Source organism: Cronobacter universalis NCTC 9529 (genome assembly GCF_001277175.1).
GTDB lineage: Bacteria > Pseudomonadota > Gammaproteobacteria > Enterobacterales > Enterobacteriaceae > Cronobacter > Cronobacter universalis.
Genome location: NZ_CP012257.1, coordinates 594,966 through 608,862, shown reverse-complemented (window position 1 = coordinate 608,862; position 13,897 = coordinate 594,966). Strand labels below are relative to the sequence as shown.

General features: G+C 48.3%; 11 protein-coding genes and 3 pseudogenes. 8 read left to right on the top strand and 6 right to left on the bottom strand.

The annotated features are described in order from the left end of the window. The first annotated feature begins 43 nt into the window (after window positions 1-43). Together AFK65_RS02825 and symE are read left to right on the top strand one after the other, a co-directional pair. Window positions 44-1,153 (top strand): ABC transporter ATP-binding protein, encoded by a 1,110-nt coding sequence (locus AFK65_RS02825; protein WP_007705431.1) that lies wholly within the window; start codon window positions 44-46, stop codon window positions 1,151-1,153. A gap of 137 nt (window positions 1,154-1,290) precedes the next feature. Further along, complete coding sequence (gene symE, locus AFK65_RS02820; RefSeq protein ID WP_038858134.1) at window positions 1,291-1,647, top strand: endoribonuclease SymE; 357 nt, start codon at window positions 1,291-1,293, stop codon at window positions 1,645-1,647. 34 nt (window positions 1,648-1,681) lie between these two features. Here symE and AFK65_RS20645 read toward each other — a convergent pair whose 3' ends face one another. Further along, on the bottom strand, window positions 1,682-1,846 hold the full coding sequence (locus AFK65_RS20645; protein ID WP_004387107.1) for a DUF1127 domain-containing protein: 165 nt from the start codon (window positions 1,844-1,846) through the stop codon (window positions 1,682-1,684). A 176-nt stretch (window positions 1,847-2,022) separates the two neighbouring features. Between AFK65_RS20645 and AFK65_RS02815 the strand changes: the two genes are divergently transcribed. Together AFK65_RS02815 and AFK65_RS02810 are read left to right on the top strand one after the other, a co-directional pair. Next, window positions 2,023-3,441 carry an aminotransferase-like domain-containing protein gene (locus AFK65_RS02815; RefSeq protein WP_032805169.1) on the top strand — a complete coding sequence of 473 codons (1,419 nt, stop codon included), beginning with the start codon at window positions 2,023-2,025 and terminating at the stop codon, window positions 3,439-3,441. A 53-nt stretch (window positions 3,442-3,494) separates the two neighbouring features. Beyond that, complete coding sequence (locus AFK65_RS02810; RefSeq protein WP_007705426.1) at window positions 3,495-4,760, top strand: DUF445 domain-containing protein; 1,266 nt, start codon at window positions 3,495-3,497, stop codon at window positions 4,758-4,760. A 7-nt stretch (window positions 4,761-4,767) separates the two neighbouring features. Here the strand turns inward: AFK65_RS02810 and AFK65_RS02805 are convergent, their stop codons facing one another. Continuing rightward, window positions 4,768-5,262, bottom strand: a complete 495-nt coding sequence (locus AFK65_RS02805; RefSeq protein WP_007705421.1) for a DUF2569 domain-containing protein — start codon at window positions 5,260-5,262, stop codon at window positions 4,768-4,770. A gap of 175 nt (window positions 5,263-5,437) precedes the next feature. Here AFK65_RS02805 and AFK65_RS22170 point away from each other — a divergent pair. Continuing rightward, a pseudogene (locus tag AFK65_RS22170) lies at window positions 5,438-5,551 on the top strand (MarR family transcriptional regulator); the annotation flags it as partial. 18 nt (window positions 5,552-5,569) lie between these two features. On the opposite strand, the pseudogene AFK65_RS02800 reads toward AFK65_RS22170, so the two are convergent. Next, window positions 5,570-6,714, bottom strand: a pseudogene (locus AFK65_RS02800) (IS3 family transposase); the annotation flags it as partial. A 52-nt stretch (window positions 6,715-6,766) separates the two neighbouring features. Between AFK65_RS02800 and AFK65_RS02790 the strand changes: the two are divergent. The 3 genes and pseudogenes from AFK65_RS02790 to AFK65_RS20635 all read left to right on the top strand — a co-directional run bounded on the left by AFK65_RS02790 (window position 6,767) and on the right by AFK65_RS20635 (window position 11,699). Next, window positions 6,767-7,354: pseudogene (locus tag AFK65_RS02790) on the top strand (conjugal transfer protein TraG N-terminal domain-containing protein). A 33-nt stretch (window positions 7,355-7,387) separates the two neighbouring features. Continuing rightward, window positions 7,388-8,508, top strand: a protein-coding gene (locus AFK65_RS02780; RefSeq protein ID WP_115185090.1) for an IS3 family transposase whose coding sequence is annotated in 2 segments (ribosomal slippage) — window positions 7,388-7,646 and window positions 7,646-8,508 — 1,122 coding nt in all. Because the reading frame shifts where the segments join, the coding sequence is not laid out codon by codon here. Window positions 8,509-9,362: 854 nt separating this feature from the next. Then, window positions 9,363-11,699 (top strand): UvrD-helicase domain-containing protein, encoded by a 2,337-nt coding sequence (locus tag AFK65_RS20635; protein WP_007705409.1) that lies wholly within the window; start codon window positions 9,363-9,365, stop codon window positions 11,697-11,699. Between the two features lie 74 nt (window positions 11,700-11,773). Here the strand turns inward: AFK65_RS20635 and AFK65_RS21700 are convergent, their stop codons facing one another. The 3 genes from AFK65_RS21700 to AFK65_RS02775 are packed head-to-tail and all read right to left on the bottom strand — an operon-like array spanning window position 11,774 to window position 13,879. Continuing rightward, window positions 11,774-12,478 carry a hypothetical protein gene (locus tag AFK65_RS21700; RefSeq protein ID WP_144421392.1) on the bottom strand — a complete coding sequence of 235 codons (705 nt, stop codon included), beginning with the start codon at window positions 12,476-12,478 and terminating at the stop codon, window positions 11,774-11,776. Beyond that, window positions 12,468-13,382: a hypothetical protein gene (locus AFK65_RS20630; protein WP_226993487.1), complete on the bottom strand. Its 915-nt coding sequence runs from the start codon at window positions 13,380-13,382 to the stop codon at window positions 12,468-12,470. Before AFK65_RS20630 ends, AFK65_RS21700 begins: the two co-directional genes overlap by 11 nt. Before the next feature lie 47 nt (window positions 13,383-13,429). Further along, the gene (locus AFK65_RS02775) at window positions 13,430-13,879 is read right to left on the bottom strand and encodes a hypothetical protein (RefSeq protein ID WP_000841452.1); all 450 of its coding nucleotides are present in this window, start codon (window positions 13,877-13,879) and stop codon (window positions 13,430-13,432) included. Window positions 13,880-13,897 lie beyond the last annotated feature (18 nt).

Here is a 13,897-nt window from a genome sequence, read left to right as displayed (position 1 = left end):
AAACGCCCGCGGCCACCACGGCTTACACTTTCGAGGAACCCTGATGTCCAGCATAAGACTGAGGAATGTCACCAAACGGTTCGGGAAAACCGAAACCCTGCACAATATCAATCTCGATATTGCCGACGGCGAATTTGCGGTGTTCGTCGGGCCGTCCGGCTGCGGAAAGTCCACGCTGCTGCGCATGATCGCGGGCCTTGAAGAGGTGAGCGACGGCGAGGTGCTGATCGGCGATGAGGTGATGAACGACGTCGCGCCCGCGCACCGCGGCGTGGCGATGGTTTTTCAGTCCTACGCGCTCTACCCGCACATGACGGTGGCGGAGAACATGGGCTATGGGCTGAAGGTCAATAAAGTGCCGAAAGATCAGATCCGTCATCAGGTGGAGATGGTGGCGAAAACGCTGCAACTCTCGCACCTTTTGGACCGCAAACCCAAACAGCTCTCCGGCGGCCAGCGCCAGCGCGTGGCAATTGGCCGCGCCATTGTGCGTAACCCGCAGGTGTTTATGTTCGACGAACCGCTCTCCAACCTTGACGCCGAACTGCGCGTTGAGATGCGCCTGCATATCGCGAGGCTCCACCAGGAGCTGAAAACCACGATGGTCTATGTCACTCACGATCAGATTGAGGCGATGACGCTCGCCGATAAAATCGTGGTGATGAACTACGGCAAAGTAGAGCAGATGGGCTCGCCGATGGCGCTTTACTACAACCCGGTGAATAAATTCGTGGCCGGGTTTATCGGCTCGCCGAAGATGAATTTCCTGCCAGCCACCGTAGCGCGCTGGGAAGAAGGCGCGCTGGACGTCACGCTCTCGCAGGGCAAAACGCTGCGGCTGGCCATTCACACCGCGCCGCTGAAGCAAGGCGATGCGGTGACGCTGGGCATTCGCCCGGAGCATCTCTCCACCGGCGCGCAGACGGGAGTCTCATTAACCTTTAACTGCGAAGTGGTGGAGCGCCTTGGCAACAACACCTATCTGTTTGGCCAGTGTTACGGGCATGACAACATGAAAATTCTCCTGCCGGGCGACGTGCATTTCAGCCCGTGGCAGGCGGTGGAAGTGGGCTTTAACCCGCGCGACTGTATGGTGTTTGACGCCGACGGCCTGCGCATCAGCGCCGAAACCGACGTCCCGCACGCGCATTAATTTTCTCCTGCGTCGGCCCAGGGCGGGCCGACGATTTTCCCGCCGCTTTTCGGATTTCACAAAGATCCCCTCCCTCTATTACTGTATATAATACCAGTATTTTGCAGGCTGGCTTTGCTGCCGTTTAAGGAGGAACTATGTCGATGTTATCCGTGCTCCCTGAAGTTTTACCCGAGGCGCTCCCCGCGCCCGCCGCGCTGACCGAGCCGCGCCGCATCCGCGTGAGCTACGCCAGCCGTTTTCATGACGGCGTGAACCTGGCCGCGCTGACGCGTCGCGGCAAATGGCTGGAGGAAGCCGGTTTCCCTACCGGCACCGATGCGGACGTGCGGGTGATGCCTGGCTGTATTGTCATCACGGCGCGCGCGCCGGAGCCGGAAGATCCGCCGCTGCTGAAATCCCTGCGCCGCGTCTGCAAGCTGTCGGTGCGCAAGCAACAGCAGGTGCAGGAGTTTATCGAGGTGATCGCCGGCAAGCGTAAAAAGCGGGTGTGAATGCGCGCGGGCAACATACCGCCCGCGCCGGGGTTTAATACGTATCGTCGCGTCGCAGCCCGACATCGCGCAGCTGCGCCTCGTTCATTCTGCTGAGCACTTTTCGGGTTTGCGCGCGCAGCCGCCAGGCTTTCCAGGCGCGCCAGATCAGTATGAAGCCAATAAACGGTCTGCGGGGTCGGTTCTCGTGAAATTCCATCGTCGCTCTCCTGTGTCAGGCTGAGCCTTATGATGGCCGGGATCGCCCGCAACAATACAGATTCACAAAATCTATTTGTTAGCCATACAGAAGCGCGACATACGCGGCTGAAAGGCGTATTGTGCCGTTATCTGTACCGGTTTTGTGATCTGTACTGTATCAAGGGAGCATACAGCATGACGCGTTATCAGCACCTCGCCTGCCTGCTGGCGGAGCGTATTGAACAGGGCCTTTATCGCCACGGTGAAAAACTGCCGTCGGTACGCAGCCTGAGCCAGGAGCATGGCGTCAGCATCAGCACCGTGCAGCAGGCGTATCTGGTGCTGGAGAATCAGCAGCTCATCGTGCCGCGCCCGCGCTCGGGGTATTTTGTCGCGCCGCGTAAAATGCAGCCACCGGTGCCTGCGATGACGCGCCCGGTACAGCGCCCGGTCGAAGTGACGCAATGGGATGAAGTAATGACGCTCCTTGACGGGCGCGGCAATAAAAGCCTGACCACATTTGGCGGCGGCGCGCCGGATATCACCCACCCTACGCTTAAACCGCTCTGGCGCGAGATGAGCCGTGTAGTGCAACACAATCAGCTGGATGTCTTTAGCTATGACGACCTGGCGGGCCGCCCGGAACTGCGCCAGCAGATAGCCCGCCTGATGCTGGATGGCGGCGCGAACATCAGCGCTGACGAGCTGATTATCACCAGTGGCTGCCATAATGCGCTCTCTGTCGCTCTGCTCGCTGTCTGCAAGCCCGGCGATATCGTCGCCGTGGAATCGCCCTGCTACTACGGCACCATGCAGCTGCTGCGAAGTCTCGATATCAAAGCCATTGAGATCCCGACCGATTCGCAGACCGGCATCAGCGTCGAAGCGCTTGAGCTGGCGCTGGAACAGTGGCCGATTAAAGGCGTCATCCTGGTGCCGAACTGCAATAACCCGCTCGGCTTTATTATGCCCGATGCCCGCAAGCGCGCGGTGCTGGCGCTGGCTCAGCGCCACGACATTATCATTTTTGAAGACGATATCTACGGCGAGCTGGCGACCGAGTACCCGCGCCCCCGAACCATAAAATCCTGGGATATCGACGGGCGCGTCATACTGTGCAGCTCAGTGACGAAAACCCTCGCCCCCGGCCTGCGGGTGGGCTGGATAGCGCCGGGGCGTTACCACGAGCGCGTGCTGCAGATGAAATACGCCGCCAGCGGCACCAACGTGCCCGCCACGCAGCTCGCGGTAGCGGCATTTATCCGCGACGGCCACTATCACCGCCACCTGCGCCGGATGCGCCAGCACTATCAGCGCCAGATGGAGACCTACACCTGCTGGGTGCGTGAATATTTCCCGTGCGGTATCTGCGTCACGCGCCCTAAAGGCGGGTTTATGCTCTGGATAGAGCTGCCGGAGAGCGTCGATATTGTCTGCGTGGCGCGCCAGTTAACGCGCCTGGAAATTCGTGTCGCCCCCGGCTCGCTCTTTTCCGCCTCGGGCAAATACCGCAACTGCCTGCGCATCAACTGCGCGCTGCCTGCCAGCGAGCATTACCGTGAGGCGCTGCAACAGATTGGCGAAGCGCTGCATCACGCCATGGAAGAGAGCTGAGACTCCGGAGTTATCCCCTGTCGCAACCGCCGCATGGGTTATATGCTTAACGCATGGAAAAATTAGCTGAATTAAAGCGCGCCAAGCGTCTGGCGCTCGGCCTGCTGCTGACGGCGGCGGCCACTTTTGTCACTACGCTGTTTTTGCCGCCCGATTTCTGGGTAAGCGGCGTTAAGGCTATCGCGGAAGCCGCGATGGTGGGCGCGCTGGCGGACTGGTTCGCCGTGGTGGCGCTGTTTCGCCGGGTGCCTATTCCTTTTATCTCGCGCCACACCGCGATTATTCCCCGGAAAAAAGACCGCATCGGCGAAAACCTCGGGCAGTTTGTGCAGGAGAAATTCCTCGATACCGACTCGCTGGTCGCGCTGATCCGTCGCCACGAACCAGCGCAGTTGCTCGGCCAGTGGCTCAGCCAGCCCGCCAACGCGCAGCGCGTGGGCCAGAACCTGGTGCAGGTGATGAGCGGTTTTCTGGAACTCACCGACGATAGCCGCATTCAGGGTTTACTAAAGCGCGCGGTGCATAAGGCGATTGATAAGGTCGATCTCACCCAGACCAGCGCGCTGATGCTGGAGAGCATGACCAAAAACAACCGTCATCAGGTGCTGCTGGATGCGCTTATCGGCAGGCTGATTCGCCTGGTGCAGAAGCAGAGCACGCGCGATTTTATCGCCCGCCAGATTGTCCACTGGCTGAAGACCGAGCACCCGCGGAAAGCGAAAATTCTGCCTACCGAGTGGCTCGGCGAACACAGCGCCGAGCTGGTCTCCAGCGCCGTCAATTCCATGCTCGACGACATCAGCCACGACCAGGCGCACCAGCTGCGCCTGGCCTTTGACCGCATCACCGTGGATTTCATCGAGAAGCTGAAAAGCGACCCGGAGATGGCCGAGCGCGCCGACGGCATTAAGGCATACCTGAAAGAGGACGAGGCGTTTAACCGCTACCTGGCGGAGCTGTGGGGCGACGTGCGCGGCTGGCTGAAGAACGACATGCAGGCGGAGGATTCCCGCACCCGCCAGCGGATCGCCGATGCCGGGCAGTGGTTCGGCGAATCGCTGATGGCCGACAGCGCCCTGCGCGCCTCGTTCAACGAACATCTTGAACAGGCCGCGACCACCGTCGCGCCCGAGTTCGCCACATTCCTGACGCGCCACATCAGCGACACGGTAAAAAGCTGGGACGCGCGCGAGATGTCGCAGCAGATAGAGCTCAACATCGGCAAAGACTTACAGTTTATCCGCATCAACGGCACGCTGGTCGGCGGCACCATCGGGCTGGTGCTGTATCTGTTATCGCAGATACCCCGCCTGCTCTGAGCCGTTATTACCGTACAAACACCTGCTCGATGCGCCGGGATTTTAAAAAGTACGGGAGCCAGCATGTGACGCCGATAAACGCCGACAGGACGCTGCGAATGCTGCTGTTATCCCAGCTCGCGCCAAACAGGCTCACCGGCAGTACGGCGAACCACAGCGCGCTTACCACCCCTGCCAGATAGTAGATAACCATCGCGCGGGGCGTGTGCCGCTTACGCTGGAAGAAATGCCAGCTCGCATACGCCGTGATGCCAATAAGCGCCACTAACAGCACCACCGCGCCTGCGGCATACCACGTAATAATGCCCGAGCGGCTGAAGTACGCGCTTATCGCACTGACCAGATCAAAAAACTCCACCGGCAGAAAGATCAGGCTGAAAATAAGCCCGGCAGCTGGCAAATACAGTAACCCGTTAATTTTACTGGCTTCCGCTTTTTCGCAAGCGTGACATAACCCCGACTCTTTGTTCGGCTCATTTTCATTGCACTGGATGCACTTCATTTTCTTTCCCTGTTAATTTCACTTAAATTAAAAAATGGCGAAGTAATGATGAGATATCACAGGCAGCATAACGCAAGCGGAGGGCGTGGCGAAGGGGATTGATCAGTGAATGGATTAATGGTCTGACGTCGCGCAGTGTTAAAGAGCGTGTTTTATTGCATCCGGACGCACTGAAATGAAAATAACCCATACGGAACTTAATGTCCTGAGAGTCATGGCTGAAAAAGAGACCGACTGGACGTGGATAATGCTGGATCGCACGCTTGCGATACGCGGCATTGAAGGGTTTATCGCCACGGATAATCCAGACACTTCTGAACCGTTGATAATATAGGTTTTCATATCCAGCCGGTGGCATCTGTTCGCTCGAACCATACCGACGCTTACTGTTATAAAACATTTCGATGTAATCAAAAATATCGCTTCTGGCTTCGTTTCTCGCTCCGTAGATCTTTTTCTTAATCCGTTCGCGTTTCAGTAGCTGGAAAAAGCTCTCCGCCACCGCGTTGTCGTGGCAGTTACCGCGACGACTCATGCTTCTTTCAAGACCGTGTGATTTCAGGAACGACTGCCACTCATGGCTCGTGTACTGACTGCCCTGATCAGAGTGAACCAGTACCTGTTTTTGAGGATTACGCCTCCACACCGCCATAAGTAATGCGTTCAGGACAATCTCTTTCGTCATGCGGGGTTGCATTGACCAGCCGATAACTTTTCGGGAGAACAGGTCAACCACCACGGCCAGATACAGCCAGCCTTCGTGAGTTCGGATGTAGGTTATGTCCGTCACCCAACTCACATCCGGCGAGTCTGGATTGAACTGCCGCTGGAGCCTATTGGGTGCAACGATGCTGGCTTCGCCTTTACGTGCCCGTGGGCCACGGTACCCAACCTGAGCTTTTATTCCGGCACGCTTCATCAGTCGCCAGACTCTGTTGACTCCGCACTGTTGCCCGTTGTCCCGCAGATCGAGATGGATCTTGCGATAACCATAGACGCGTCCCGATTCTAGCCAGAACTGTTTAATCTGTCCTGTCAGTCTCAGGTCTGCCTGATGGCGTTGTGAATGCGGCGGCTGAAGCCCAAAATAAAATCCACCAGGATGGACATCCAGAACCCGACAGAGTAAGCGAACAGGCCAGCAAAAGGTGTTGTCACGGATAAAGGCGTACCTCAGTCGGACAGCTTTGCGAAGTACGCCGCGGCTTTTTTTAATATGTCCCGTTCGTCGGTAACCCGCTTCAGCTCTTTCTGAAAACGGCGGATCTCTGCCTGAGCATCTGTCTGTTCATTATTAGTGGAAGAATCCGGACCGCACTTCTTTATCCAGGCGTAAAGGCTATGGGTGGTGATATCGAGACGTATTGCAACGCTGGAAACAGAATGACCACGATCAACAACCTGTTTGACTGCTTCAGTTTTAAACTCTTCTGGATAACACTTACCGCTCATGGACACCTCTCTTTAAGCCATCTTAAATGACCCTGAGGTATCTGTTAAACCCGTGGCGATTCAAAACCGCCTATTAAAGCAGGTCGATACCACGCTCTGGCAGCAACTACAAAAACTGGGGCAGTCGAAAGACGAGTATGAAGAAGCGGTACTGCGCTCACTGGTGAGCCCACGCAATATGCAGGTGTCACAGGGCGGGCTGGTGTACAACGGGTTTGGTGGGAGTGCGGGAGATAACTTGAATGCATCGCAAGCGTTAAGTCGGTTGGGAAGTATCGCTGGAATGTCGGTTTCCAGCCTCGCTTTATTCCCTGCTTTCGACAGCGTGCGCCAAGCGCTGCCAATGGTACGAGCCTTCCTCGAAATGGCGCTGGTCATTTTGATACCAGTAGTCCTGCTATTTTCGGCATAGGAGATTAAAACTGTCATCACACTGAGCTTTGTGCAGTTCGCCCTGTTCTTTCTTACCTTCTGGTGGGAGCTAGCTCGCTGGCTGGATAGCTGGCTGATGGAGATAATTTATAGTGAGAACGGAGCTTCGCATTTCAACCTGTACGGCTTACAGAACACTTCAGATGATTTGATCGTCAATATGGTGATGGTGACCTGCTCCCCGTTGATTAACACACCGCGATGTTAGTAATGTCTTCATAAGCCACATGAGGACATCCCCATGAAGAAGCGTTTTTCCGACGAACAGATCATCAGTATTCTCCGCGAGGCCGAAGCCGGGGTTTCAGCCCGGGAACTCTGCCGTAAGCATGCTATTTCAGACGCTACCTTTTACACCTGGCGCAAGAAGTTTGGTGGCATGGAAGTTCCCGAAGTGAAGCGGCTCAAGTCGCTTGAAGAGGAGAACGCCCGCCTCAAGAAGCTGCTCGCTGAAGCCATGCTGGATAAGGAGGCGCTTCAGGTAGCTCTTGGCCGAAAGTTCTGACGACAGACCAGAAGCGGGAAGCCGTGGAAGTCATGTGTGAGGCCGCAAGTCTGTCGCAACGTCGTGCCTGCAGGCTGGCAGGTTTGTCCCTGTCGACCTGCCGTTACCCGGCTCAGCGTCCGGCTGCTGACGCGCAGCTGTCTCTACGCATCACAGAGCTGGCACTTGAGCGCCGCCGCTTTGGTTACCGGCGCATCTGGCAGCTACTGCGTCGGGAGGGCCTTCACGTCAACCACAAGCGGGTATACCGCATCTATCATCTCAACGGCCTGAGTGTAAAACGCAGGCGACGCCGCAAGGGACTGGCGACTGAGCGGCTTCCGCTTCTTCGCCCGGATGCGCCGAACCTGACATGGTCGATGGATTTTGTCATGGATGCACTTGCCAGCGGCCGCAGGATGAAGTGCCTGACCTGCGTGGATGATTTCACGAAGGAGTGTCTGACGATCACCACGGCATTCGGGATTACAGGCGTTCAGGTGACACGTATTCTGGACAGCATTGCGCTGTTTCGTGGCTATCCTGCAACGATAAGAACCGATCAGGGCCCGGAGTTCACCTGCCGCGCGCTCGATCAATGGGCCTTTGAACATGGTGTTGAGTTGCGCTTAATCCAGCCGGGCAAGCCAACGCAAAACGGATTTATTGAGAGTTTCAATGGCCGCTTTCGGGATGAATGCCTGAATGAGCACTGGTTCAGCGATATTCTACATGCCCGGGAAATAATTAATGACTGGCGGCAGGATTATAACGAGTGTCGACCACATTCATCGCTGAATTACCTCACGCCGGCTGAATTTGCAGCGGGCTGGCGAAACGGGAAATTTGAAGAAAAACCAACTGACATTACTAACTGAAGGTTGTATCTAATCCTGGGGGCAGGTCAATAAAGCCCCGTTGGTGGTAAGACAACAAGCGGAGCCTCTGGCGACTACATCACAGTTATGTCAGTTAGTGAGGCTTATCAGGATGACCATGTACCCAAGGGGAGCGAGGCCGAACCGCTGGCAGAGCTTGCATATGGTCTGCAAGTACCGTGACCACCATAAACCTGTTTATCCCCTGCGGCGTCTCGCGACGGCGACAGAACGGGGGCATCGGGCTAAAATGCGCTTCACTAAAAGTTTTTGGGATTGTTTAGAGACGGTGGCTACGTCATAGCTTTCAAGTTGAGTCAGTACGTGTTTGACGCTTGGAACTACACGCCGCTATGAGTTAACATCCCAATTACCACTATCAACCACAGCGGCTTTTTCAAGGGACATAACAGAGCATTTCTTACAGGCAAAAGAGACAGATTTAATCTTCTAACTAGCTGTATTGTAAGGAATTTAGTGACTTGGTGCCGAAGGCCGGACTCGCACATCACTACTATCCTCATGATCTTAAGACATTAAAAATTACCACAATGGGTATGATACCATCATTGATACCATCACGCGCACCTGTTTACTATAATCCACCAGGTTCAAACCAAGTATCAAGGTCAATTTTCATCAAGTATGCACTTTTTGAAACGATCTTAGTAAAATCGCAATGGGTTAGTGCCCCCTGCCATAAAGATAGGAGCTTCATTTTCACATATAATTCTACCTGCCATGATTATAACCTAACATTGAAGCCCTCTTACACTTAAAATCGTTTACACTGCACACAACAAATATTATTCTATCTAAATATTCAAACATATTTACTAAGATAAAGGATATACATGAAATTAACTGACAGAATATTCGTAAAGTTCTTTTATAAAAAAATAAAAATAATAATTCAGCGTTCGTACAAGAAAGGATATTCTCAGGGGAAAGATAAGGGTTATCGTAAAGGTCATGATGATGGTGTGTTAAAATATCACATTCGTCGCGAAATCGATACGTTCTCGATGTCCGCTATTGACAACTCGATTTATGGACCAGAAAATATTGGCGTTACGAGAGAATTAGAGCAACTCATGATTGAAAAAGTAAGAGTTGCAACTAAAGCTGGAATTATAAGTTCACCTTCCCCCTCTCAGTGGGAAATGATTTTTTCAGATCATCCAGCGACTTGCGTTGTTGCTGGTGCTGGCTCAGGTAAATCAACAACACTAATTCTTCGCGTAGTGTTTATGCATTTTTATTTAAGGATTCCATTAAATAAAATTACAGTAATATCATTTACAAAAAAATCATGTGAGGAGTTAAGTGAAAAGTTAAATAAAGCATTTACTTTTTGGGATGAAGGGTATGATAAAGAATCTGTTAATTCACTCGTCAGCACATTCCACTCTCTTATATATAGGTTTTCATTGAACTCAATGCCAGGAATAAGTGTTTTCGATTTTTTAGGCGAACATAAAAATGAGAATGAGTCTGCCTTGGAAATATCATTAGGCAAAAAAAATAATGAGCAAATAGACATTTTGAAAAGCGTTTACACCGAGTTATATAATAATAACAAGGAATTCAAAATTTGTATTGATAAGCTTGTTGATTTTTCAATAACATCATCCTCTTCATCCGATGAAAAAGAGCAAAGAAGTTGGTTAATTAATTATGCAGCAGAGAGAGACCTTGCTCTAACAAAAAAAATTAATGATCTATGGTCTAAAGATGGGAAATGGCCTATAGAGGGAATTGTGCCTGGTCCCGTAAAGTGCTTTCATGTTAATGGAAATATTTTTTATGCTAATGGGTATGTTGAACATAATAAAATGCCGGTTTTTTTATCAGGTAATATTGGGAGTAAGAAATTATTTGATGGGAATGACTCTTTTGATCCTCATGAAACCGATCCCAAGAAAAAAGTACTTTTAAGTACTGCAATATCTATAAAAAACAAAATAGTTGCTGGATACAATAATAGAATTTCTATATTTATAAATAGCAATGACAAACTAAACTCAGTAAATAACTTTCTGAGAACATTTAAAACTGGCGAATCCCCTAGCAATTTTTCAATCAAGTTGCATGGTGAGTTAAACTCAACAAATATACTTGAACTTTTATATGACCAAGGCTCTTTTATTGAAAGTCTTGGCAAAGAAGTTGTTACGACAATATCTAATATTACGCTTTTTCGAGAAAAGGGTATTGAGTATTATTTCGCCAAGGCTTTGGCTTTATTCTGGCCATTATTTGAAGAGACTATCCATAAAAATAACATAATGACTTTCAATCGAATGTTCATAATGTTTTCAGATGAGTTAGTGTTGCAGCAAAGACGTGATTTATTCAAAAATAAATATGTCAGATTTGAAAATCTATTAGTAGATGAATTCCAGGACATTTCACCTCAAATAGCTAATTGGTTAAGGGAAATACATAAAGAAAATGCAATTTTAAGTCGAAGGCCTACGATAATGGCTATTGGTGATGATTGGCAATCAATATATTCATGGAGAGGCAGTTCTCCTGATATTTTCATGAATTTTTCAGATTTTTTCCCTGTGCATAAATCATTGGGAAAACATAAGACAGTTTTTATGATGGAAAACTATCGTTCGGATGCTGCGATTCTTAATGATGCTGAAAAAATGATGGCTTTAGTTAAAGGGAAAATCATAAAAGAATCTATATCATGCCGAAAACCTGATGGTGATGAGCATGGTGTCTATTGTTATGGGTATGATGATAAAAAAGATGATAATTCATGGAAAAATAAAGCAATTCAGCTAATTTATGAACAATTAAATATGGTAAAAAATCAAAAACATAAAGATAAAACTCATATTATAGTTTTGAGTCGAACTAATAATACACTTAAAGAAATAAGAGATCTTTATATAGAAAGATATGGCAGTATTAAAGGAATAAATTTTTTAACGATCCATAAAGCTAAAGGTTTGCAGGGGGAAGTATGTGTGATCTTTGATGATAGTAAAGCTCATATAGGACACATTTTAAGAAATGAAGTTTATAAACAGATTCCCTACTTCAAATATAGTTATGATCAAGCTATGATCGATGAGTCATATCGTTTGGCATATGTAGCTATAACACGAGGGATAAAAAGAGTATTCTGGTTTGCACCAAAAGGAAGTGATGGGGCATTCTCTCATTTTCGGTAAGGAATGAGAGGGTTTCTAGCCCTCTCTATTTCTATTGATAGATTCAGCATTTAGATTCGTATCGTTCAATTTTACTATATTCTATAAATATTAACAGGATGTTGAACAATATCCTGTTTATCATTACATGTAGTTGAAGAGACCTGATTGGCAATGCTGATATTAGGAATAAATGACATCGATGTTTGTAACAATAAGAGTAAAACAAACGCAAGAAATGTTCTAAGGAGAAGTTCATGCGTCATTTTAATACATGTTACCTTACGATTTACTCCATCTCTATTTTTTCGAACAGCACAAAGATTTTCAACAACTAAATTTTTTTTGTATGCATCTCCGGCTCCCCCCCAAATTCTAACTAAATCTATCGTGTCGATTCTATTGGAAGCTGAAACTTTTAAGGTATTAAAAGCCCATAATGCAGCTCTAAGCAAATTAGAAAGTGCATACACAAAAATTGCAAATGACAAAAAATCCACAAAGGCATTATTTCCACCACTACTAATAATACCGGGAACTAACGAGACTAATACTGGAGCAAGAGCAGTAATAGCTGTTAAATATATTGCAGCTTTACTCTCAGCTCCTACTCTTCTTTGATTTTCTAATTCATTGAGTTTTTTTGCCTCATCAAGGGCTAGTTCACTTTCATTTGTCCAGTCAGTATTTTTAATAATTAAGATATCATTATCCAGCTTTTCTTGATCTTGTCTTATTTCTTCACTATTCAGTTCAACTAAAACTGGCCAAAAGAATTCTCTGATATCTTCAAAACTCATATCTACCGATCCTCATAAGTTCATCGACTATAGAACTAGCAATAGGAAGACCTGTCTGGTTTTCTATCCATGCCCATTGACCGTTAGGATTAATTTCTAAAAACCAAAAAACATCATCTTCGTCGCAAATAAAATCTATTGCCCCAAATCGAAGATTAAGTGATTCGACTAGATCTATACACTTAGAACTCAATGATGTAGGTAGCTCTAAAGGTTTATGTTTTAAGTCAATTCGAGACCCCTTGCGCCAGTCTACCTCTGTTTCTTTATGGCTTTGGGAGTAAATTGCAACAGAAAAAACTCTTTTCCCAACTACTGTTACTCTAACATCAAACTTTTTTATTATCTCATGCTGAACTATAATAGGTACCAAAGAAAGTGAACTCGAATCAGTCTCATCTAGTTGACCTAATCTGTTGGTAAAAATGATACTTTCAGCATCATTATTTATAAATAGAGCTTGTCGTAAAGGCTTAGCGATCATTTGAAAGCTATTGCTACAACTTTTTATTTCTTCAAATGAATTAGTGATGGTTGACTCTGGAATATTAAAACCCAAACGTTTGGCAACGACCAGTTGCTTTGGTTTATCTTCAGCTAAAATTATATTAGTAGGCGAGCAAAACCAAAAAGAATCAAGTCGCGAATAAAGACTCTTAAGGAAACTATTCCATTCTCCCTGAATGTAATCAGCAATACCAAGATCAGTTATTGAGGCAGGAACTTCGGGATTCCCAGGTCTACGAAAGTAGGCGGCTTTAACATCGATACCTTTTATTGTATTTCCATTAATAGATATACTCCAATCCATAAATGATGAATCTGACATAGAACAGTATGATCTTGGCAAGTCTTCTGTATTAAGACGGAAGTACTTGATGCCTCGTTTTTTTAACTCAACCACGATATAATCCATAGTTATATCGCGCTTATTAGTCACCAACAATATCATTAAATTAAACCTTCCCTTTGGTGATCATAAGTATGCATAGAGAAATCCTCATCTCTTTCTACTGAAACAAACGTTTTAATAGATAACTCCAGAATATTTCCTGCACACCAGTTATCATCGTCTCGTTCTTGGATTGTATCTGTTTTGGTCATTAACTCTAATAGGTGGTTCATACTTAAATCGGAATCATCCCTTTCTAGTTGAGCCTCTGTTTTAGTGGTTAATTCAAGCATAGAAACTGATGAATCATCATCGCTTTCTTGCCTTACTTTAGTTTTAGTTACTGTCTGTGTAAGAGTATATTTAGAGATTATTGGGATTTCTTTACTGTCCTCTTCAACTACCCAAAGATCTTGCTCATACGAGTACCAACCGGGAATGTTTTCCCCCTCTGTTCTCTCGGTAGCGAATCGAGCCAAAAACGGTAAAGCCAAATTATTACTTTTCATTTTATGCTCCATTGAGAT